The organism is Janthinobacterium aquaticum, from assembly GCF_009208565.1.
GTDB lineage: Bacteria > Pseudomonadota > Gammaproteobacteria > Burkholderiales > Burkholderiaceae_D > Janthinobacterium.
The window spans coordinates 394,869-413,929 of sequence record NZ_WFLK01000004.1; the positions used below are offsets into that span (position 1 = coordinate 394,869).

The window sequence follows — 19,061 nt, forward strand, 5'->3', positions numbered from 1 at the left end:
CGCCGATGCTACGCCTTTCCCTGAACATGACCGGGCGTGACTGGCGCGCCGGACAACTGCGATTCTTGCTGATCGCCTTGATCGTGGCCGTGGCCGCGCTGTCGGCGGTGGGCTTTTTTGTCGACCGGCTGCGCTCGGGCCTGAACCGCGATGCGCACCAGTTGCTGGGCGCCGACCTGGTGATCAGCGCCGACCAGCCCGTCAACCCCGCCTGGCGCGCCGAGGCGCAAAGGCGCGGCCTGCTGCTGGCCGATACGGTGACCTTTCCCAGCATGGCGCAGGCCGGCGAGGGCGAGCAGTCGCTCTCGCAACTGGCTTCCATCAAGGCCGTCTCGCCCGGCTATCCGCTGCGCGGCAAGCTGAAAATCACCACCAATATTACCGAGGCCAGCGATGCTGTCGGCAAGCCCACGGACCAGGTGCCGGCGCCCGGCACGCTGTGGGTCGATGCGGCTATTTTATCGACCCTGAACGCCAAACTGGGCGATACGCTCAAGCTGGGCGACAAAGCATTTACCGTGACCCAGCTGATCGCCAGTGAACCTGACCGTGGCGCCTCGTTCCTGAACTTTGCGCCGCGTGTGATGCTGCCTCTGTCCGACCTGCCGGCCACCGCGCTGGTGCAGGACGGCTCGCGCGTGTCGTACCGGCTGCTGCTGTCGGCGCCGCCGGCCAGAGCGGGTGAGATCGCCAGTTTCCAGGGCTGGGTCGAGCAGCAGATCAGCACGCAAAATATCAAGGGCGTGCGCGTCGAGTCGCTTGAGTCGGGCAGCCCGCAGATGCAGTCGACGCTGGAGCGCGCCGACCGTTTCCTGTCGCTGGTGGGATTGCTGTCGGCCATGCTGGCGGCGGTGGCCGTGGCGATGGCGGCGCGCCGCTTCATGCTGCGCCACCTCGACGCGTGCGCCATGCTGCGCTGCCTGGGGCTGACGCAAAACCAGGTCACTGCCATGTATGTGCTCGAGTTCCTGATCGTCGGGCTGGTGGGCAGCGTGATCGGCGTGGTGGTCGGCTTTGGTGGCCATCTGGTGCTGCTCGAACTGCTGGGCAAGCTGGTGCAGGGTGATTTGCCGCCGGTATCGATCCTGCCGGCGCTGCAGGGCGTGGCCACCGGCATGCTGTTGCTGCTGGGCTTTGCGCTGCCGCCGATTTTGCAACTGCGCAATGTGCCGCACAACCGCGTGATCCGCCGCGAACAGGCGTCGCCGCAACCGCTGGCGCTGGCCACCTATGGCATGGGCATCGCGGTGTTTGTGCTGCTGCTGTTGTGGCAGGCGGGCGATCTCAAACTGGCGCTGCTGACGGCTGTCGGTTTTCTGGGCGGCTTTGCCGTATTCGGCCTGGCTGGCTGGCTGGGCATCAGGTCACTGCGCAGCCTGCGTGGCCTGGTCAACCACCAGGGCTGGCGCTTTGCCGTGACTTCCCTGCAGCGCCGTCCGGGCGCCACCGTGATCCAGGTGGTGTCGCTGGCGCTGGGCCTGATGGCGTTGCTGTTGCTGACCGTGGTGCGCGGCGACCTGATGCATGCCTGGCGCGACGCCACGCCACCCGATGCGCCCAACCGCTTTATTATCAATATCCTGCCCGAGCAGAAAGAGCCGCTGGCGGCGCGCCTGGCCAAAGTCGGCGTGGCCGAGGCGCCGCTGTATCCGATGATACGCGGGCGCCTGGTGGCGGTAAATGACAAGACCATTACCGAAGACACCTACCAGGACGACCGCGCCAAGCGCCTGGCCGACCGCGAATTCAACCTGTCGACCATGGCGCAGATGCAGCAGGAAAACCAGCTGGTCGCCGGCCAGTGGTTCGCCAACTCGCCGGGCGCACCGGCCGAAGCGTCGGTGGAGGAAGGCATCGCCAAAACGCTGGGCCTGAAGCTGGGCGACAGCCTGCGCTTCGATATTGCCGGAGAAACCGTTGAGGCCAAAGTCACCAGCCTGCGCAAGCTCGAATGGGGTTCGATGCGCGTGAACTTCTTTGTCATCATCAACCCCGATGCAATGAAGGACACGCCACAGACCTGGATCACCGCCTTCCATCTGCCTGCAGCGCAGGCTGGCCTGGGCAATGCGCTGCTGCGCGACTACCCGAACCTGACGGTGGTCGATGTCGGTGGCGTGCTCAAGCAGATCCAGGCGGTGCTCGACCAGGTGGTCACGGCGGTGGAATTCCTGTTTGCGTTTACGCTCGCTTCAGGCCTGCTGGTGCTGTACGCCGCGCTGATGGGTTCGCAGGACGAACGCACGCGCGAAGCGGGCCTGTTGCGTGCGCTGGGCGCCACCCGGCGCCAGCTGGCGCAGGCGCAGCTGATCGAGTTTTCGCTGGTCGGCGCGCTGGCCGGCCTGCTGGCGGCCAGTGGCGCGGCCGCCATGGGCTGGGCGCTGGCCACTTACCAGTTCAAATTTGCCTGGAGCTTTGCACCGGGCGTGTGGGTGTTTGGCCTGCTGGCCGGCGCCCTGTGCGCGATTGCCGGCGGCTGGCTGGGTTTGCGCAATGTATTGAAGCATCCGCCGCTGCAGACCTTGCGCGAGGGGTGAGGGGATGTGGCGTAGGTCGGATTAGGCCCTCTGGGCCGTAATCCGACAACACCGCAGACGCCAACAATGGTGTCGGATTACGGCCCCTTTGGGGCCTAATCCGACCTACGGCGCCGTTTTCAGAAACTGCGCATGCGACAGCACCGGCTGCGCCAGCAGATGCGGTGGCAGGTTGAACAGCGCCCAGTAATAGTCTTCCTGGCCACGGCACAGTTGCGGCGGGGCGCAGTAGCGGAACCAGTTCTCGCCGATGCTGGCGCTATACATGCCATCGCTGTCGGGCCCTGAAAAATAGGGGATCAGGCGTTTTTCCAGCAGCGCTTCGAGCAGCGCCGGCGGTGCGGCGCTGTCGCGCGCCATTTCGTATTGCGTGTGCAGGCTGTGCGCGGTTTCAATGATCATCAGCTGGGCCCGGCCGTCGCGCGTGAAAAACAGGATGCCGCCGGGATTGGGGAAAATATAGTGCTCGACAAAGCCGTGCTGGCGGCATAGCGCGTGCACCAGCGCAGTGAGCGCCTCGTCCTGCAGGAATGGGTAGTTGTGCAGCACCAGCAGGTCGCGCAGGGTGTCGGACTGTTGCTGGAAGTACTCGCCTTGCAAGGCGACTATTTCACGTTCCAGGATGTCGAGCGCATCGTCGTCGCTCTTCTTGATATAGCGGTCGATCAGGCCACGGTTGAAGGCCGACACGGCCACCTTTTCATCGGCCGCGCCGGTAAACAATATCTTCTTGCACGGCAGCTCGCGCACTGCCTGGCACAATTCCAGTCCGTTCATCTGCGGCATCGAATAGTCCACCACCAGCACCGAGGGCGTGGCAAAGCGCTGCGCCTGCCCGCTGATGCGCCAGATGCGCTCGACGTCGAGCGCCACGTTGCACTGGTCGGGCGGCAGGTTCTGCGTATCGAAGTTGACATGCAGCGCGCTGTCGCCGGCGTGCGCCCGCGTGGCTTGATGCAGCCATTGCAGCGCGGCGCCGGCGTCGTGGAAGGTCTTGCGCGCCAGTGCCGGGTCGAGCTGGAACGACAGGCTTTTCAGGAAGGAACTGCTGTCGTCGACCAGTACGGTCAGCGTGGGATGGGTGTAGACGGGCAGGGGCATGCGTCACCTTGCAGGTTGGGGAAACTCGAGGATGAAAATGGCGTAGCCGTGCTCGCGCGACACGCAGGCGATGCGCGCGCGCCAGGCCTGCATGATTTGCCGGCACAGCGCCAGGCCGATGCCGCTGCCGGTGTGGGCCGGGTAGGAGTAAAAGCGGTCGAAGATCAACGGCAGGCGGCTGGCGGCAATGCCGCTGCCGGTATCGATGACCAACAGGCGTGGCGTGCGGCGTGCACCGTCGATAATGATGCGCACGCGCCCCTTGCCGGCGCGTTGCAGGCTCTTGAGCGCATTGCGCAGCAGGTTCAGCAGGATAACCACGCACAGCTCGCCCTGGCCGGCAAACCGGAAGTCGCTGCGCAGTTCGAGCCTAACGCTGTCGCGCTCCGCGCTGCTGGCAAACGGATAGCGCGCCAGCACGGCTAGCACGCTGGCATGCATGGAAACGGTTTCGTTCGCTTCCATTTTCTGGTTGACGGCGCTGGCGCTGAGCAGGAACAGATCGATCATATGATGCATATGGCGCACTTCAAACTGGATGCGCGCCAGCGCTTCCGTGGCGGCGGCATGGTCGCTGGTGTCGTTCTCGGGCATGGCGGCCCGGCGCTGCAGGCCGCGCACATTGGCCTCCACGCTCACTAACGGCGTGCGCAATTCGTGCGCCACGCTGCCCAGACCCGCCGCCAGGCCGGCCAGCTTTTGCTGTTCGCCCACCTGCCGCCCGGCCTTGACCACCGACAGCACGGCGATGGCAAACCAGTGTACCGGCAGTTGTTGCAACACTTCGCGCTGCAGCAGAAAGGCCGGATCGCCGATCAGCGCAAAGACCGCGCAGGCCAGCACGGTGCCGCCCAGGTAGGCCAGTGCGGCAATGCGCGTGTCGAAATGAAACAGCACGATCAGCGCCACCAGCAGCGAATGCACCCACAGCGTGGAGGCGTGGTTCATCAGGAACATCAGCGTGAAGAAAAACGGCAGCTCGAACGTCAGCCCGATAAACAGGTAGATGCTGAAGCAGCGGTTGCTAAAGCGCGCCGGCCACAGCGCCGGCAGGAACAGCAGGCCGGCAACGATGCGCAGGATGGGCGACTCGTAAGGCTGCGGCAACAGCGTATGCCACAGCGTGTAGTACAGCGGCATGCCGATGGCGCCGATCACGGCCAGCGCGCGCACCTGGTTGCGCCGCACTGGCATGTGTTCCATGGTGTCGTGGAACTGCAGGAAGGGCCGCAGCAGCGTGCCTTGCCAGAATGTTCCTGAGGGAGAGCGCGCTTGCATCACTGGGTTCAAGGGTGGTGGACAGGCTGGTCGGGAGGTCGGTACCACATGATCGGCCCGTTTCCATTTGGAAAAAGGACGATTGCGCGCTTCTTTGCGCTATATCAATCGGCAGGCCCGGTGCTCACGCATGTTGGTTGCGGTATTTCCCCCACAACCACTGATGGAGCTCTTATGAACCAGCCACTGTCTTCTTCGCTGTCTTCCAACTTGATGACAACTACCGTCATGCACGCCGAGCAGCATCTGCCGGCCCTGGTGCGCCAGCGCATGGATGCGCATTACGTCGAACGCATCGGCAAGCTGCTCGGCGGTGAACACCTGCATCAATGGCAGGCGATGCCGGACCATGCGGTCATGCTTGCCGGTAATGATTACCTCAATATCGCGGCCGAGCCGGCCTTGCTGGCCGCGCAGGCGCAGGTGCTGTCGGGCGGCGGCGCCATGCTGATGTCATCGGTGTTCCTGCAGCAAGGCAGCCGACAGCACCGTCTGGAGCGCCGTCTGGCCGCTTTCCTGGGCAGCGAAGCGTGCGTGCTGGCGCAATCGGGCTGGGCCGCCAATGTCGGGCTGCTGCAAAGCCTGGCCGGCCCAGGCATGCCGGTCTACCTCGACATGCAGGCCCACGCCTCATTGTGGGAGGGCGCGCAGTCGGCGCAAGCCCAGGCGCACGCCTTTTTGCATAACGATGTGGCCCAGTTGCAGCGGCTGCTCGAGCGGCATGGCCCGGGCGTGATCGTTATCGACGCCCTGTACAGCACCAACGGCAGCGTGGCGCCGCTGGCCGCGATGGTGGAGATCGCAGAGCGCAGCGACAGCATGCTGATCGTCGACGAGTCGCATTCGCTGGGCACGCATGGCCCACAGGGCGCCGGGCTGGTGGTTGAGCAGGCACTGGCGTCGCGCGTGCATTTTCGCACCGCCTCGCTGGCCAAGGCGTTTGGCGGGCGCGCCGGCCTGATCACCTGCTCCGAGCGTTTCAAGGGCTATTTTTTGTCAGAATCACGGCCGGCCATTTTCAGTTCCTGCCTGCTCGAGCATGAGCTGGCCTGGTTCGACGCCGCGCTCGATTTCATCGCCTCGCCCGTCGCCGATACGCGCCGCGCTGCGCTGCACCGCAACAGCGCCGTGCTGCGTGCGGGCCTGGCCGAGCTGGGCTATAACATGCGCGAGGGTAGCGAGCAGATTATCGCGCTCGAAGCGGGTATCGAGCCCGATACGCTCAGGCTGCGCAAGGCGCTCGAGCGCCATGGCGTGTATGGCGCCGTATTTTGCGCGCCGGCCACGCCGAAGAACCGCTCACTGGTGCGCCTGACCATCAATGCCGGCCTGCGCCACGACGAACTTGCGCGCGTGCTGGCGGCGTGCGCAGCCATCCGCGATGAAGTCGAGCTTGCGCGCTGGCCATCGACGCGGCGCCTGCGCAAGCTGGCGCTGGTCTAGTGGCAGCTGATGAAAACAGTCGATGGCCGCTTGCGCTATCATGGCGGCCATGACCGATACCACCACTACCCTGTATGAGACCATCGGCGGCGCGTCCGTGCTGCGCCAGATGGTCGACCGCTTTTACGACCTGATGGAGCTCGAGCCGGAGTTTGCCGGCATCCGCGCCATGCATCCGCCGGCCACCGATGGCTCGCGCGACAAGCTGTATTTCTTCCTGACCGGCTGGATGGGCGGGCCCGATCTGTATATCGAAAAGTTCGGCCACCCGCGCCTGCGCGCGCGCCACCTGCCGTATGCGATCGGCACCAGCGAGCGCGACCAGTGGCTGCGCGCCATGGCCTGGGCCATGGAAGACACCGGCATCGAAGAATCCCTGCGCGTGCGCCTGATGGAATCGTTCTATCAGACCGCCGACTGGATGCGCAACAAGCCCGACTGATCATGACTTCAACCGAGTTCTATATGTTGCTGGGCGCGCTGGTCGTGGTGATGGCGCTGCTGGTCTTGCTGTTGCTGCGCCCACGCGGCGGTGGCACCGACGGCGCCACCACGCTGGCGCTGGTTCAGCAGCACCAGCAGCAAAGCCTGGAGCGCATCGACCGCGTCGAACGCGAAGTGCGGCTGCAGCTGCAGGCGTCGGCGCAGGCCACGCGCCAGGACCTGGCCAGCGGCCTGGCGCAGTTCCAGGCAGCCACCTTGCAGCAGCTCGACAGCCTGCGTGCGCAGATGCAGGCGCAAGGCAAAGTGGGGCGCGAAGAGCAGGCGCAAAGCCTGGCGCGCTTTGCCGACAGCACCAATCAGAGCCTGGCCAAGCTGACCGAATCGAATGCGCAGCGCCTGCTCGAAGTGCGCGCCACGCTGGAAAGCAAGATGCGCGAGTTGCAAAGCGACAATGGCGCGCGCCTTGAAGAAATGCGCAAGACAGTCGATGAAAAGCTGCACGCCACGCTGGAAACGCGCCTGTCCGCCTCATTCCAGCAGGTGTCGGAACGGTTGGAAAGAGTGCACCAGGGCCTGGGCGAGATGCAGCAGCTGGCGCTGGGCGTGGGCGACCTGAAACGGGTGCTGACCAACGTCAAGACGCGCGGCACCTGGGGCGAAGTGCAACTGGAAATGCTGCTGGAACAGGTACTGACCGTCGACCAGTACGCCAAGAACGTGGAAACTATCGCCGGCAGCGGCGCGCGCGTGGAGTTTGCGCTGAAACTGCCGGGCCTGACCGATGGCGGAGCGCCCGTGTGGATGCCGATCGATGCCAAGTTTCCCAAGGAGCAGTACGAACGCCTGGTCGAATCGGCCGAACGCGCCGACGCCGAGGGCGTGCTGCTAGCGGGGCGCGAACTCGAACGCGCGGTGCGCGGCGAAGCCAAAACTATTGCTGACAAATACCTGGCGCCGCCGCACACCACCGATTTCGCCATCCTGTTCCTGCCGACCGAAGGCCTGTATGCCGAAGTGATGCGCCGCCCGGGGCTGGCCGATGAACTGCAGCGCGTTCATCGCGTCAGCATTGCCGGCCCGTCCACGCTGACGGCCTTGCTCAACAGCCTGCAGATGGGCTTTCGCACGCTGGCGCTGGAAAAGCGGTCGTCCGAAGTGTGGCAGGTGCTGGGCGCGGTGAAAACCGAGTTTGCCAAATTCGGCGACGTGCTGTCGCAAACCCGGCAGACGCTGGAAAAAGCAGCGCGCAATATCGAAAGCGCCGAAGTGCGCAGCCGCCAGATGACACGCAAGCTCAAGTCGGTCGAAGCGCTGCCGGGCGAGGCGGCGGCGCTATTGCTCGGTTCTGCCAGCGACAGCGCCGACGGCGATCCGCCGCCATAGCCTGATGCCGCTAGTTAGCGCCCCAGCGCCACAAGCACACCACTAAAAAGTGACAACACGCCTTGCGCCGGCACAGGAGCACCGGGCCAAGCGGGCCTGAAAAATGTCGAGGGCAAGGCGCAGCGACGAAGACAGTACGCCAGTACGGCGAGGAGCTGCAACGCCGCCATCGGCATTTTCTCGGGCTCGCGTCGCTGGCCCGCCATTTTTTCGCCTTGCGACTTTCAATGCTTGAAAAAGCTTAATTTAGCGGCATTACCGTCATAGCCTGCATTCAGGCGCCGCGGCGGCGCCAGGCGGCACCGGCCACTAGCAGCAGGCCGGCCGCCAGCATGGCCCAGGTTTGCGGCTCGGGCACTGCCGGGATCACGCTCGGTTCGGTTGGCAGCGTCGGCACGATCACGGTGGGCTGCACCGGCGGGCTGATCATGCCGCCGCCGCCGCGGGAGCCGCCGCCGCCACCGCCGCCCATATACACGGTCGAGCCCGGTATAAATGAAGGCAGCGGCGTGCTCGAGGCCGTATTGCCGCCGGTCGCGATGCCGCCGCGCGGCGCGTCCGGATTATCGATGATGGGTACGCCCAGTTCGGTAGCATGCATGCCGGGCGGCCCTTCGGGCCAGGCGCCGATGGGTACCACGCCGCCGGGGCCGGCAGCGCCGCCTTCGCCTGCAGCGCCAGCACCTGCACCGCCAGCGCCACCGGCAGGCATGCCGCCGCCGGCCAGCGCAATGCGGCTGACATTGCGGCAGATGGTCGGCACCAGGATGCATTCGCCCTTGACGCAGTAGACCAGTCCGCGCTCGCGCATTGTGTCGCTCCAGCCAGCGCGTGTCACATTCTTGCATACCCGGCCCTGTCCAAAATGCATCTGGCTGATGCGGGCGTCGTAACGTTCCTTGCCTGTGATCGCGTCGCGGCTGATCACCACGATCTCGTCATATTGGCGATCGCGCATGCGCTGTTTCAGCTCCTCCCGCACGGCGGGGGCAATCTCGGTATACCGGTCCACTGCGGCCACCACGTCTCCCATGAAAGGGTCGACGCCGGGGCGGTTCCAGTTGCAGTTTTCCAGCACGGCAGCGCGGCTGGCGCTGTAGGCGGGGGCGGGCAGAGACGCCAGGAAGCACGCCATCAGCAGGCAAAGCATGGTAAGGAGATAACCGTTGCTATGGCAAGCGATGCGTTGGACTGCCAGTTTCTTAGAGGAAATCATATCGAAATCTATCCAGAAGATGAGATTCGATGTTATCACCGAAGAAATTAAAGTCTCAAGAAATAAATAAAATTATTATAATAAATGTTAGGTAAATTACATAAGAATCTGATTGATGTTTCCTCTCAAAAACTTACTTTTCCAGCTGCAATGAAAACGCCACCGCCTGCAAGCAGGACGGTGGCGTCGGCAAAGCGCGATGCGGTCAGGTCAAACCATGGAACAGCACGATATCGACCAGTTCGCCGGCAGCCACGTTGCCTTGCGCTTCGGGCAGCACGATCATGCAGTTCGCTTCGCTCATCGAACGCAGGATGCCCGAGCCTTGCGCACCGGTCACGCTGACCTGCTGGCGGCCATCGCCGTCGATGCTGACGATGCCGCGCTGGAATTCGGTGCGGCCGCGTTTCTTGCGGATCGCCGCCTGCGCCGGCACGCGCAGGCGCGGCAGCGCGGTGGCGGCCGGATCGGCGCCCATCATGCGCAGCAGCGTAGGGCGGGCCAAAAAATAAAAAGTCGACATCACTGCCACCGGGTTGCCCGGCAATCCCAGCAGCAGCGCCTGGTGGCCGTCGGTGCCGATGGTGCCGAACGCCATTGGCCGGCCCGGGCGCATATTGAGCTGCCAGAATGCCACCTGGCCCAGCCGCGCCAGCACCTCGCGCGTAAAGTCGGCCGCGCCGGAGGACACGCCGCCCGAGGTAATGATCACATCGGCCTGCGCGCAGGCCTGGCGCAGCGCCGCTTCCAGTGCGTCGGGATGGTCGCGCACGATGCCCATGTCGAGCAGTTCGCAGCCGAGCCGCTCGAGCATGCCCAGCAGGGTGTAGCGGTTGCTGTCGTAGATGGCGCCAGGCGTCAGCGCTTCGCCCAGCGAACGCAATTCATCGCCGGTGGAAAAAAACGCCACGCGCAGGCGCCGCCGCACCGGTACGCTGGCAATGCCCAGCGAGGCGACCAGGCCCAGTTCGGCCGGACCCAGCAGCTTGCCTGCGAGCAGCGCCGGCTGGCCGGCCATCAGGTCTTCGCCCTTGAAGCGGCGGTTGGCGCCGGGCCGGATGGCTGCTGCGTCGAACACGATCCGGCCGTCGTCGGCCTGGCGCACCAGTTCCTGCGGCAGCACGCTGTCGCAGCCGGTCGGCATTACCGCGCCGGTCATGATGCGCGCGCACTGGCCCGGCACAATCGCCACCGTGCCGGGTCGCCCGGCCAGGATGGTGTCGGCGACCTGCAGGCTGACGCTGCCGCCGCCAGCCAGGTCGGCGCCGTGCAGTGCGTAGCCGTCCATGGCCGAGTTGTCATGCGCCGGTACGCTGATCGGTGAAATGATATCGCTGGCCAGTATCCGTCCCAGCGCCTGCTGCACCGGCAATTGTTCGACTTCGGCAACCGGTGCGACTGCGCCCGCAAGCATGGCCTGCGCGCTGTCGACCGACAGGCCTTCGGCTTCCAGTGCCGCCAGTTGTTCAGGTGTATTGATATTGCGGAAGGCCAGTTCGTTCTCGAACAGCACTTCGGCCACACGCAAGGGCCCGTGCCAGGCGCTGACTTTGCGCTCGCCACTGGCCAGATAGGCGTCGAGCTGGGGCAGGGCCGACGTCCCTACCAGGCAAAATACCGGATGGCGGCGGCGCAGGCGCTGGCCGCCGGCATCGACTTCTTCGGTCACCGCGATGGCCAGGTCGGCCCCGGCCGCTTCCAGCCCTGCGGCCAGGCGCTGCACCAGGTCAGGCGGCAACATCGGCGTATCGCATGGCACGCTGAGCACATATGGCGTGGCGGCGCGACGCAGCCCGCTTTGCAGGCCGGCCAGCGGACCGCAGTGATCGGCCAGGTCATCGGGCCAGAGCGGCAGGCCCAGCGCTGCATATTGTTCAGTAGGGGTATTGACGTTGATGGCCAGCAGGCCAACCTGCGGCGCCAGGCGCTGCACGATGTGCTGCAGCAGGCTCTGGCCGTGCAGTGGCAGCATGGCCTTGTCGACCCGGCCCATGCGTGTTGCCAGGCCGCCGGCCAGGACCAGGCCGGTAATGGAGTGTTGTTCGATCATGCGAAAGTCGTGCGGTTGATGGCGCCAGCCGTCATGTTAGCAGTGCCGGCATGCGGCCGGCGATCTGCTGGCGCGATTCAGCCGCCGATATACGACATTTCCACTTTCTTTTTACCGGCGTCAAGGGCCGTGCCATCCTTGCTGCTTTGGCTGGCGCGCAATTCGGAATAGCGGTCGCCGCGCACGCGCCACAGCCGTCCGATGGCGGTAGAAATTTCTGCATCGCTATGACTGCTGCGCAGCAGTGCGCGCAGATCGTGCCCGCCGGTGGCGAACAGGCAGGTATAGAGCTTGCCTTCGGTCGACAGGCGGGCGCGGCTGCAGTCGGCGCAAAACGCCTGCGTCACGCTGGAAATGAGGCCGATTTCGCCGCTACCGTCGCTGTAGCGCCAGCGCGCTGCCGTCTCGCCCGCATAGTTGGGGTCGATCGGCTCGATCGGCATGTGTGCGCCGATGCGGCGCGCCACTTCGCCCGATGCAATCACTTCCTTCAGGTCCCAGCCATTCGAGGCGCCCACATCCATGTATTCGATAAAGCGCAAAATGGTCGGCGTACCCTTGAAGTGCCGCGCCATCGGCACGATTTCCTGATCGTTCATGCCGGCCTTGACCACCATATTGACCTTTACCGGCCCCAGCCCCACCTGGTGCGCCATATCGATGCCGTGCAGGACGTCGGCTACCGCAAAGTCGACGTCGTTCATGCGCCTGAAGGTGGTCTCGTCGAGCGAGTCGAGCGAAACGGTAACCCGGTTCAGGCCGGCGTCCCTGAGCGATTGCGCTTTTTTCGCCAGCAGCGAGCCGTTGGTGGTCAGCGTCAGGTCCAGCGGCTGGCCCGATGGCGTGCGCAGTTCGGCCAGCATGCCGACCAGGCGTTCGATGTTTTTGCGCAGCAGCGGCTCGCCCCCGGTCAGGCGGATTTTTTCCACGCCGTGCGCCACGAACAGGCGCGCAATGCGGGTGATTTCCTCGAACGACAGCAAATCCTTATGCGGCAGATACACATGGTTCTTGTCAAAGACATCTTTCGGCATGCAATAGACGCAGCGGAAATTGCAGCGGTCCGTGATGGAAATGCGCAAGTCATGCAGCGGCCGCCCACGCCGGTCCGACAGCTGGCCGGTTGCCGGCTCCAGCAGCTTCGGTATCGACAGCGCGCCATGGCGGGCGTCGGCAAGGTAGATGATCTTGTCAGGCATGAAGGTAGAACACGGTAAGGAAGGTCAAGGCAGGTACGATAGCACGAGGCCGGAAATGGCACAGGACAGCAGCAGTTTGATGGTGCCCACCCGAAATTGTAACAGCGCCAGCAAAGCCGTGCCGGCCAGCGCCACGGCCAGCCAGTCGATGCCGCCCGGATCGGCACCCGGTACAAACACGTGACGGCCGAAAAATACGGCCAGGCTGGCCATGACGCCGACCACGGCGGCCGAGATGGCCGTCAGCGGCGCCTGCAGGCGCAGGTTGCCGCGCGTGGCTTCGACCAGCGGCGCGCCGGCCAGAATAAAGATAAACGATGGCAGAAACGTAAACCAGGCCGTGACCAGCGCGCCGCACAAGCCTGCCAGCCACAGTGGCACACCGACAGCGGCCTGGCCCCAGGCGCCGACAAAGCCGATAAAGGCCACGATCATGATCAAAGGCCCCGGCGTGGTCTCGCCCAGCGCCAGGCCGTCCATCATCTGGGCAGCAGTGAGCCAGTGGAAATGCTCGACCGCACCCTGGTATAAATAAGGCAACACGGCGTAGGCGCCGCCAAAGGTCAGCAAGGCGGCCTTGCCGAAAAAGACCGCCATCTGCGACAGCGGGTGATGGCGCCCACCGGCCCAGGCGAGTAGGGCCCAGGCCAGCAACGCCAGCGACAGCCCGAGCAGGCAGGTACGCAGCAGGCGCGGCCAGCTCAGCCTGGCATGCGATGGCGTTGGCGTATGGTCGTCGATCAGCGCTGCCGCATGCGGCTGCGCAGCGGTGCCAGGGGCGGCAGAAGGGGCGGCAGGAGGGGCAAACTGTTGCGGCAGCAGCATGCCGCCGATCAGGCCCAGCAGGGCCGCACCCAACACGATCAAGGGAAATGGCAGATGCAGCACGGCGATGCCGAGAAAAGCAGCGCCAGCCAGGGCCAGCAAGGCCGGGCTGCGCAAGGTACGCCGTCCCAGGCGCCACGCTGCCGCCACCACAATGGCGACCACTGCCGGCTTGACGCCGTACAGGATGGCGCTCACCGCGGCCAGCTGGCCGTAGGCCATATACAGCCAGGACAACGCGATCAGTACGCCGAGCGAAGGCAGCAGGAACAGCAGCCCGGCCAGCACGCCGCCAGCGGTGCGGTGCAACAGCCAGCCGATATAGATGGCCAGCTGGGTCGCTTCGGGCCCGGGCAGCAGCATGCAGTAATTGAGTGCATGCAAAAATCGCTGTTCAGAAATCCAGCGCCGCCGCTCGACCAGTTCGGCGTGCATCATGGCGATCTGCCCGGCCGGGCCGCCGAAACTGACACAACCAAGTTTGAGCCAGTACCAGAAGGCGGTACGCAAGGTGACGTGGTCGGGAGGCAGTGTGGTGGACATGGCTGGCGGCGTGTTTGCTGGCGGCATGAAAAAAGGGAAGCTCACGCTTCCCTTTTGGCTGGTTTGCGTAGGGCGAACCCGGCGCTGATTACTTGTTGAGCGTATTGACCTGGATCAGCGGCTCATCCGATTGCGGCGGCAAAGGCTTGCGTTCGCGCGGCTTGCGCTCCGGCTTCACGACATTGGCGGCAGCTTCGCGCGCCAGACGCAGTTTTTCCGGGTCGGTCGCTGCCATGGTCAGGCCAGCCGAACCGAGTACGGCGTTCAGGTCCACCGGCGCGGCAACGGCTGGCGCTGCTGCTGGCACTGGCACTGGCACTGGCGCCGATGCTGGTGCTGCAACGTCGGCTACAACGGGTGCCGGCTCGGCAGCAGCCACCTCGGTCACTGCTGCCGGTGCCGTCACAGGTGCGCTGACAGGCTCGACAACTGCAGGCTCTGCAGCTACTGCTGCCACTGGCGCAGGCTCGGCGAGCGCAGCGCTGGTTTGCTCAGCCACTGGTGCAGCTTCCTGAACCACTGCCGGCGCCGCTTCCACTGGTGCAGCAAAGCTGTACTCGGCCGCTGGTGCCGGTTCCGCTTCTGTCGGCACGGCCTGGGCTGCAGCAATCACGGCTTCCGTGGCAGCGGCAGGCACGATGACTTCGGCTGCCGGAGCGGTATCGGCAACAGCTGCTTCAGGCATCGGTACTGGTGCCTGTACTGGCGTCTCCACGGCTGGCGCGGTTTCAGCAGCAGGTGCTTCAGCAACAGGCGCTTCGGCGGCCGCTGCAGGAGTCGATGCTGGCTTTACTTCCTGCACTGGCGTGACCGTGACCACATCGGTCACTTCCACCACTTCCGTGACCACCAGTGCTGGCGTGGTGTCGGTGGCGGCAACTTCGGTCGTTTCCACGGCCACTGCCACGCTGGCGATCAAGGTTTCTGGCGCGGGGGCAACCGTAAAGCTGATCACCGGTGCGTCCTGGCCTTCGCCGTTTGCCGATTCGATCAACTCACCGGTTTCACGGTCACGGCGATTGCGGTTGCGGCCGCCACGACGACGACGGCGGCGCGGCTCTTCGCCTTCGCCTTCTTCGCCTTCTTCACCTTCCGGACCGGAATTGCCCTCGGCTTTGACCAGGCTCGTTGGCGCTGGTGCATCCGTTGCCGGACCTGCCGACGGCACCACCACATTGATGGCGGTGGCCGTGACGCCCACGGCGGCCAGCTCTTCGGCCTTGACGTCGGCTTTCAGTTCCGGCTTGACTTCAAAGGCGGCCTTGTCGGCGCGTGGTTCGCGCGCTTCGCGTGGCTGGCGTGCAGGACGCTCACCGCGCTCGCCGCGCTCAGGACGCTCGCCGCGTGGCTCGCGCTCTGCGCGTTGTGGTGCTGCTGCGTCTGCCGGGTCGCGTGCTTCACGCGGCTCGCGTGGCGGACGCGGCGGGCGTGGCGGACGTGCTGCCTTGTCCTGGCCGTCGGTTTCCTTGGCTGCTTCTTCCTGGCCTGGACGCGCCTGGCCAGGTTCGCGTTCGTCGCGGCCCGGCTTGCCGTTGCGGCCACGGCCACGCGGGCCACGGCTGTTGCGGTCGCCACGGTCTGTCGTCGCTGCCGGCTTGACCGGCGCTACGGGTGCAGGCGCTGCCGCCACCGGTGCTGGCGCGCCGCTGAAGAAACGCATGATTTTGGCAATAATGCCTTCCGGTGCCGCTGGCACTGGCGCCGGTGCTGGCGCCACGTCGACCGGTTTACGCTCGACGATAGGTGCGGCCTCAGGCGTAATGGTCTTGACCATGGCTTCCTGGCGCGGCTTGGCTTCTTCCTTCTGGCGCTTGCTGTAGGCCATATCGGTTTCAGCGTGCTCGGCCAGGTTGTAGCTGGCTTGCGCGTCTTCCAGGCGCGGATCGTCATGCTTGATGCGCTCGAGCTTGTAGTGCGGCGTTTCCAGATGCTTGTTCGGGATCAGGATCACGGTGATGCGGTGGCGGCTTTCGATCTTCAGCACTTCGCCACGCTTTTCATTGAGCAAAAAGGCGCCCACGTCCACCGGCACTTGCACGTGGATGGTGGCCGAGTTTTCCTTCATCGCCTCTTCTTGGATGATGCGCAGCACCTGCAGGGCGGACGATTCGGTATCGCGGATATGGCCGGTGCCCGAGCAGCGCGGGCAGGTCACGTGCGAGCCTTCGGACAGCGAAGGGCGCAGGCGCTGGCGCGACAGTTCCATCAGGCCGAAGCGCGAAATCTTGCCCATTTGTACACGTGCACGGTCATGGTGCAGCGCGTCTTTCAGGCGCTGTTCGACTTCGCGCTGGTTCTTGGCCACTTCCATGTCGATAAAGTCGATCACGATCAGGCCGCCCAGATCGCGCAGGCGCAGCTGGCGCGCCACTTCTTCGGCCGCTTCGCAGTTGGTGTTGAAGGCGGTGGTCTCGATGTCGGAACCGCGCGTGGCGCGTGCCGAGTTGACGTCGACCGAGACCAGCGCTTCGGTATGGTCGATAACAATCGCGCCGCCCGATGGCAGCGGCACCGTGCGCGAGTAGGCCGTCTCGATCTGGTGTTCGATCTGGAAGCGCGAGAACAGCGGTACATCGTCGCTGTAGCGTTTTACACGGTGCACCATATCGGGCATCACGTGGCTCATGAACTGGTGTGCCTGTTCGTAGATCTCGTCGGTATCGATCAGGATCTCGCCGATATCTGGCTGGAAGTAGTCGCGAATGGCGCGGATCACCAGCGAACTTTCCTGATAGATCAGGAACGCGCCGTTGGCCGACTTGCCGGCGCCTTCGATGGCGCGCCACAGTTGCATCAGGTAGTTCAGGTCCCACTGCAGTTCATCGACGTTGCGGCCGATGCCGGCGGTGCGGGCAATCACCGACATGCCTGCTGGCAAGTCGAGCTTGTCCATGGTTTCGCGCAATTCCTGGCGCTCTTCACCTTCGACACGGCGCGATACGCCGCCGCCGCGCGGGTTGTTCGGCATCAGCACCAGGTAGCGGCCGGCCAGCGACACGAACGAGGTCAGCGCCGCGCCCTTGTTGCCGCGCTCTTCCTTTTCCACCTGGACCATGATTTCCTGGCCTTCGCGCAGCGCTTCCTTGACGGACGCATTGCGCACATCGACGCCTTCACGGAAATACGTGCGGGCAACTTCTTTGAAGGGGAGGAAACCATGGCGGTCTTCGCCGTAGCTGACGAAGCAGGCTTCGAGCGAAGGCTCGATGCGGGTGATCACGCCTTTGTAGATGTTCGACTTGCGCTGTTCGCGCCCGGCGGTCTCGATATCGATGTCGATCAGTTTCTGACCGTCGACGATGGCAACGCGCAATTCTTCTTGCTGCGTTGCATTAAACAACATGCGTTTCATTTTTATAACTCCGCGACCCGTAGGCCGTCTCAAAGCTGTTTCCGGAGAAACAGCAAAAGTACAGGGATATACGCGAGAACGGGAGTGATGGCGGGGGAAATGCCGGGTCGTGCGGCGCAATAACGTGATGACGTTACGGCCGCAACGTGGCGCATGAGGTCGATCGACATGCCGAGTGACATGACACCTGCACTCATCTGATGCACCCGTGTCAGGTGCAGAGAATGCAAGCGGTCAGCAAATTCAGAGCCAAATCGTAAGGCTCACATACTGGAATCGCGATGGCGAGGCCCGAGCCTCAGCCTATTCATCGACAACCCTCAATACTGTGGCTTCATACGGGGTTTGGCGAAAACGGCAAGCGTTATCAACTTCATCAACCCGCGAGCCCGGCTCGATCAGCCTCGCTAACGGGTACTTATCCTTATAATCCAGGTCACTCTCTTCAGCATCCCCGCGCCTTATCCGATTACAACTACGGTGCAACCTTGATCTACGCGAGGCTGGTGCGTATACATTTTTTTCCACCGAATTTGCAATTTGGCGGGGCCGGTGGAGACGCCCCTGTGTAAAATGTGCTTTTATTCTTACACCAGCAGCAGCCAGGGCCGCAGCGAAATGATTATATATTCAAAATGAAGGACTTAGAGAGATTTCTGGGAAGACATAGTAAATGAAGAGTCAAAATGATGTTGTTCCCCCTTCAACACCCCCGGTTCAACCGCAAGCACAATTCGTCACGATCGCCGAAGAAGAGGCCGGTCAGCGCATCGATAACTACTTGCTAAGAGTATGCAAGGGCGTGCCTAAAAGCCACATCTACCGCATCCTGCGTTCCGGTGAGGTGCGCGTCAACAAGGGCCGCATCGACCAGCTGTACCGCTTGGCCGCCGGCGACGTGGTGCGCATACCGCCGGTGCGCGTGGCCGAAAAGGCCCATACCGGCGCGCCGGCCGCCGAATTCGCTATCATCTTTGAAGACGCCCACCTGCTGGTGATCGACAAGCCGGCCGGCGTGGCCGTGCATGGCGGCTCGGGCGTGTCGTTCGGGGTGATCGAGCAATTGCGCGCTTCGCGCCCGGACGCCAAGTTCCTGGAACTGGTACACCGGCTCGACCGCGACACCTCGGGCCTGTTGTTATTGGCCAAGAAACGTTCGGCGCTGACTAATCTGCACGAGCAGATGCGCGACGGCGTGACCGACAAGCGCTATCTGGTGATGGTGGCTGGCGACTGGAAGAATGCGCGCCAGCATATCAAGTTGCCATTGCATAAATATACAACTGCGGATGGTGAGCGCCGCGTTTCGGTACAGGCCGATGGTCTGGCGTCGCATACGGTGTTTTCGCTATTGCATAAGTACAATGACTTTGCCTTGCTGGAAGCTGAACTGAAGACCGGCCGCACGCATCAGATCCGCGTGCACCTGTCGTCGTCGGGCTTTCCGATTGTCGGCGACGACAAATACGGTGACTTTGCGCTCAATCGCGCCTTGTTGAAGGCCGACGCCACGCGCGGCGCGCTCAAACGCATGTTCCTGCACGCGCACCAGATCACGTTCATCCACCCGGACAGCAGCCGGCCGATGACGCTCAATGCACCGTTGGCCGCCGAGTGCCAGCGTTTCTTGGTAAGCTTGGGCAAACCGTTGTCCATGGCTGCACGCTAATTGCCGCAGCAGCTGCTCACA

General features: G+C 64.0%; 12 protein-coding genes. 5 read left to right on the plus strand and 7 right to left on the minus strand.

Annotated features, from left to right (window positions below; all coding sequences use genetic code 11):
• The first annotated feature begins 5 nt into the window (after positions 1-5).
• Positions 6-2,537: an ABC transporter permease gene (locus GCM43_RS09555; protein WP_152243536.1), complete on the plus strand. Its 2,532-nt coding sequence runs from the start codon at positions 6-8 to the stop codon at positions 2,535-2,537.
• Between the two features lie 105 nt (positions 2,538-2,642).
• Here the strand turns inward: GCM43_RS09555 and GCM43_RS09560 are convergent, their stop codons facing one another.
• A complete protein-coding gene (locus GCM43_RS09560; RefSeq protein WP_152243538.1) occupies positions 2,643-3,638 on the minus strand; it encodes a response regulator in 996 nt (331 codons plus the stop codon).
• Between the two features lie 3 nt (positions 3,639-3,641).
• Positions 3,642-4,916 carry a sensor histidine kinase gene (locus GCM43_RS09565; RefSeq protein WP_226929416.1) on the minus strand — a complete coding sequence of 425 codons (1,275 nt, stop codon included), beginning with the start codon at positions 4,914-4,916 and terminating at the stop codon, positions 3,642-3,644.
• 174 nt (positions 4,917-5,090) lie between these two features.
• Between GCM43_RS09565 and cqsA the strand changes: the two genes are divergently transcribed.
• From cqsA to GCM43_RS09580, 3 genes are read left to right on the plus strand one after another with little or no spacing between them, the layout of a single operon-like run.
• Positions 5,091-6,359 carry an alpha-hydroxyketone-type quorum-sensing autoinducer synthase gene (cqsA, locus tag GCM43_RS09570; RefSeq protein ID WP_193315581.1) on the plus strand — a complete coding sequence of 423 codons (1,269 nt, stop codon included), beginning with the start codon at positions 5,091-5,093 and terminating at the stop codon, positions 6,357-6,359.
• A gap of 40 nt (positions 6,360-6,399) precedes the next feature.
• Positions 6,400-6,801 (plus strand): group II truncated hemoglobin, encoded by a 402-nt coding sequence (locus GCM43_RS09575; RefSeq protein ID WP_413770938.1) that lies wholly within the window; start codon positions 6,400-6,402, stop codon positions 6,799-6,801.
• Positions 6,802-6,803: 2 nt separating this feature from the next.
• On the plus strand, positions 6,804-8,186 hold the full coding sequence (locus GCM43_RS09580; RefSeq protein WP_152243542.1) for a DNA recombination protein RmuC: 1,383 nt from the start codon (positions 6,804-6,806) through the stop codon (positions 8,184-8,186).
• 274 nt (positions 8,187-8,460) lie between these two features.
• Here the strand turns inward: GCM43_RS09580 and GCM43_RS25800 are convergent, their stop codons facing one another.
• The 5 genes from GCM43_RS25800 to GCM43_RS09605 all read right to left on the minus strand — a co-directional run bounded on the left by GCM43_RS25800 (position 8,461) and on the right by GCM43_RS09605 (position 17,371).
• The gene (locus GCM43_RS25800) at positions 8,461-9,402 is read right to left on the minus strand and encodes an MHFG family PEP-CTERM protein (protein WP_193315582.1); all 942 of its coding nucleotides are present in this window, start codon (positions 9,400-9,402) and stop codon (positions 8,461-8,463) included.
• A gap of 205 nt (positions 9,403-9,607) precedes the next feature.
• The gene (gene moeA, locus GCM43_RS09590) at positions 9,608-11,452 is read right to left on the minus strand and encodes a molybdopterin molybdotransferase MoeA (protein WP_152243544.1); all 1,845 of its coding nucleotides are present in this window, start codon (positions 11,450-11,452) and stop codon (positions 9,608-9,610) included.
• A gap of 77 nt (positions 11,453-11,529) precedes the next feature.
• Entirely contained in the window at positions 11,530-12,651 is a 1,122-nt protein-coding gene (gene moaA, locus GCM43_RS09595; RefSeq protein WP_152243546.1) for a GTP 3',8-cyclase MoaA, read from the minus strand.
• A 24-nt stretch (positions 12,652-12,675) separates the two neighbouring features.
• Entirely contained in the window at positions 12,676-14,019 is a 1,344-nt protein-coding gene (chrA, locus tag GCM43_RS09600; RefSeq protein WP_152243548.1) for a chromate efflux transporter, read from the minus strand.
• An 88-nt stretch (positions 14,020-14,107) separates the two neighbouring features.
• Positions 14,108-17,371, minus strand: a complete 3,264-nt coding sequence (locus tag GCM43_RS09605; protein ID WP_152243550.1) for an Rne/Rng family ribonuclease — start codon at positions 17,369-17,371, stop codon at positions 14,108-14,110.
• 673 nt (positions 17,372-18,044) lie between these two features.
• Here GCM43_RS09605 and GCM43_RS09610 point away from each other — a divergent pair.
• Positions 18,045-19,040: an RluA family pseudouridine synthase gene (locus GCM43_RS09610; protein ID WP_152243552.1), complete on the plus strand. Its 996-nt coding sequence runs from the start codon at positions 18,045-18,047 to the stop codon at positions 19,038-19,040.
• The last annotated feature ends 21 nt before the right edge of the window (positions 19,041-19,061 follow it).

Excerpts from the sequence above, each read along its gene's own strand:
- GCM43_RS09575 (WP_413770938.1), top strand. The coding sequence starts at position 6,400 with ATGGCGGCCATGACCGATACCACCACTACCCTGTATGAGACCATCGGC.
- cqsA (WP_193315581.1), top strand. The coding sequence starts at position 5,091 with ATGAACCAGCCACTGTCTTCTTCGCTGTCTTCCAACTTGATGACAACT.
- GCM43_RS25800 (WP_193315582.1), bottom strand. The coding sequence starts at position 9,402 with ATGATTTCCTCTAAGAAACTGGCAGTCCAACGCATCGCTTGCCATAGC.
- GCM43_RS09580 (WP_152243542.1), top strand. The coding sequence starts at position 6,804 with ATGACTTCAACCGAGTTCTATATGTTGCTGGGCGCGCTGGTCGTGGTG.
- moaA (WP_152243546.1), bottom strand. The coding sequence starts at position 12,651 with ATGCCTGACAAGATCATCTACCTTGCCGACGCCCGCCATGGCGCGCTG.
- GCM43_RS09610 (WP_152243552.1), top strand. The coding sequence starts at position 18,045 with ATGAAGAGTCAAAATGATGTTGTTCCCCCTTCAACACCCCCGGTTCAA.
- GCM43_RS09605 (WP_152243550.1), bottom strand. The coding sequence starts at position 17,371 with ATGAAACGCATGTTGTTTAATGCAACGCAGCAAGAAGAATTGCGCGTT.
- moeA (WP_152243544.1), bottom strand. The coding sequence starts at position 11,452 with ATGATCGAACAACACTCCATTACCGGCCTGGTCCTGGCCGGCGGCCTG.
- GCM43_RS09560 (WP_152243538.1), bottom strand. The coding sequence starts at position 3,638 with ATGCCCCTGCCCGTCTACACCCATCCCACGCTGACCGTACTGGTCGAC.
- chrA (WP_152243548.1), bottom strand. The coding sequence starts at position 14,019 with ATGTCCACCACACTGCCTCCCGACCACGTCACCTTGCGTACCGCCTTC.
- GCM43_RS09555 (WP_152243536.1), top strand. The coding sequence starts at position 6 with ATGCTACGCCTTTCCCTGAACATGACCGGGCGTGACTGGCGCGCCGGA.
- GCM43_RS09565 (WP_226929416.1), bottom strand. The coding sequence starts at position 4,916 with ATGCAAGCGCGCTCTCCCTCAGGAACATTCTGGCAAGGCACGCTGCTG.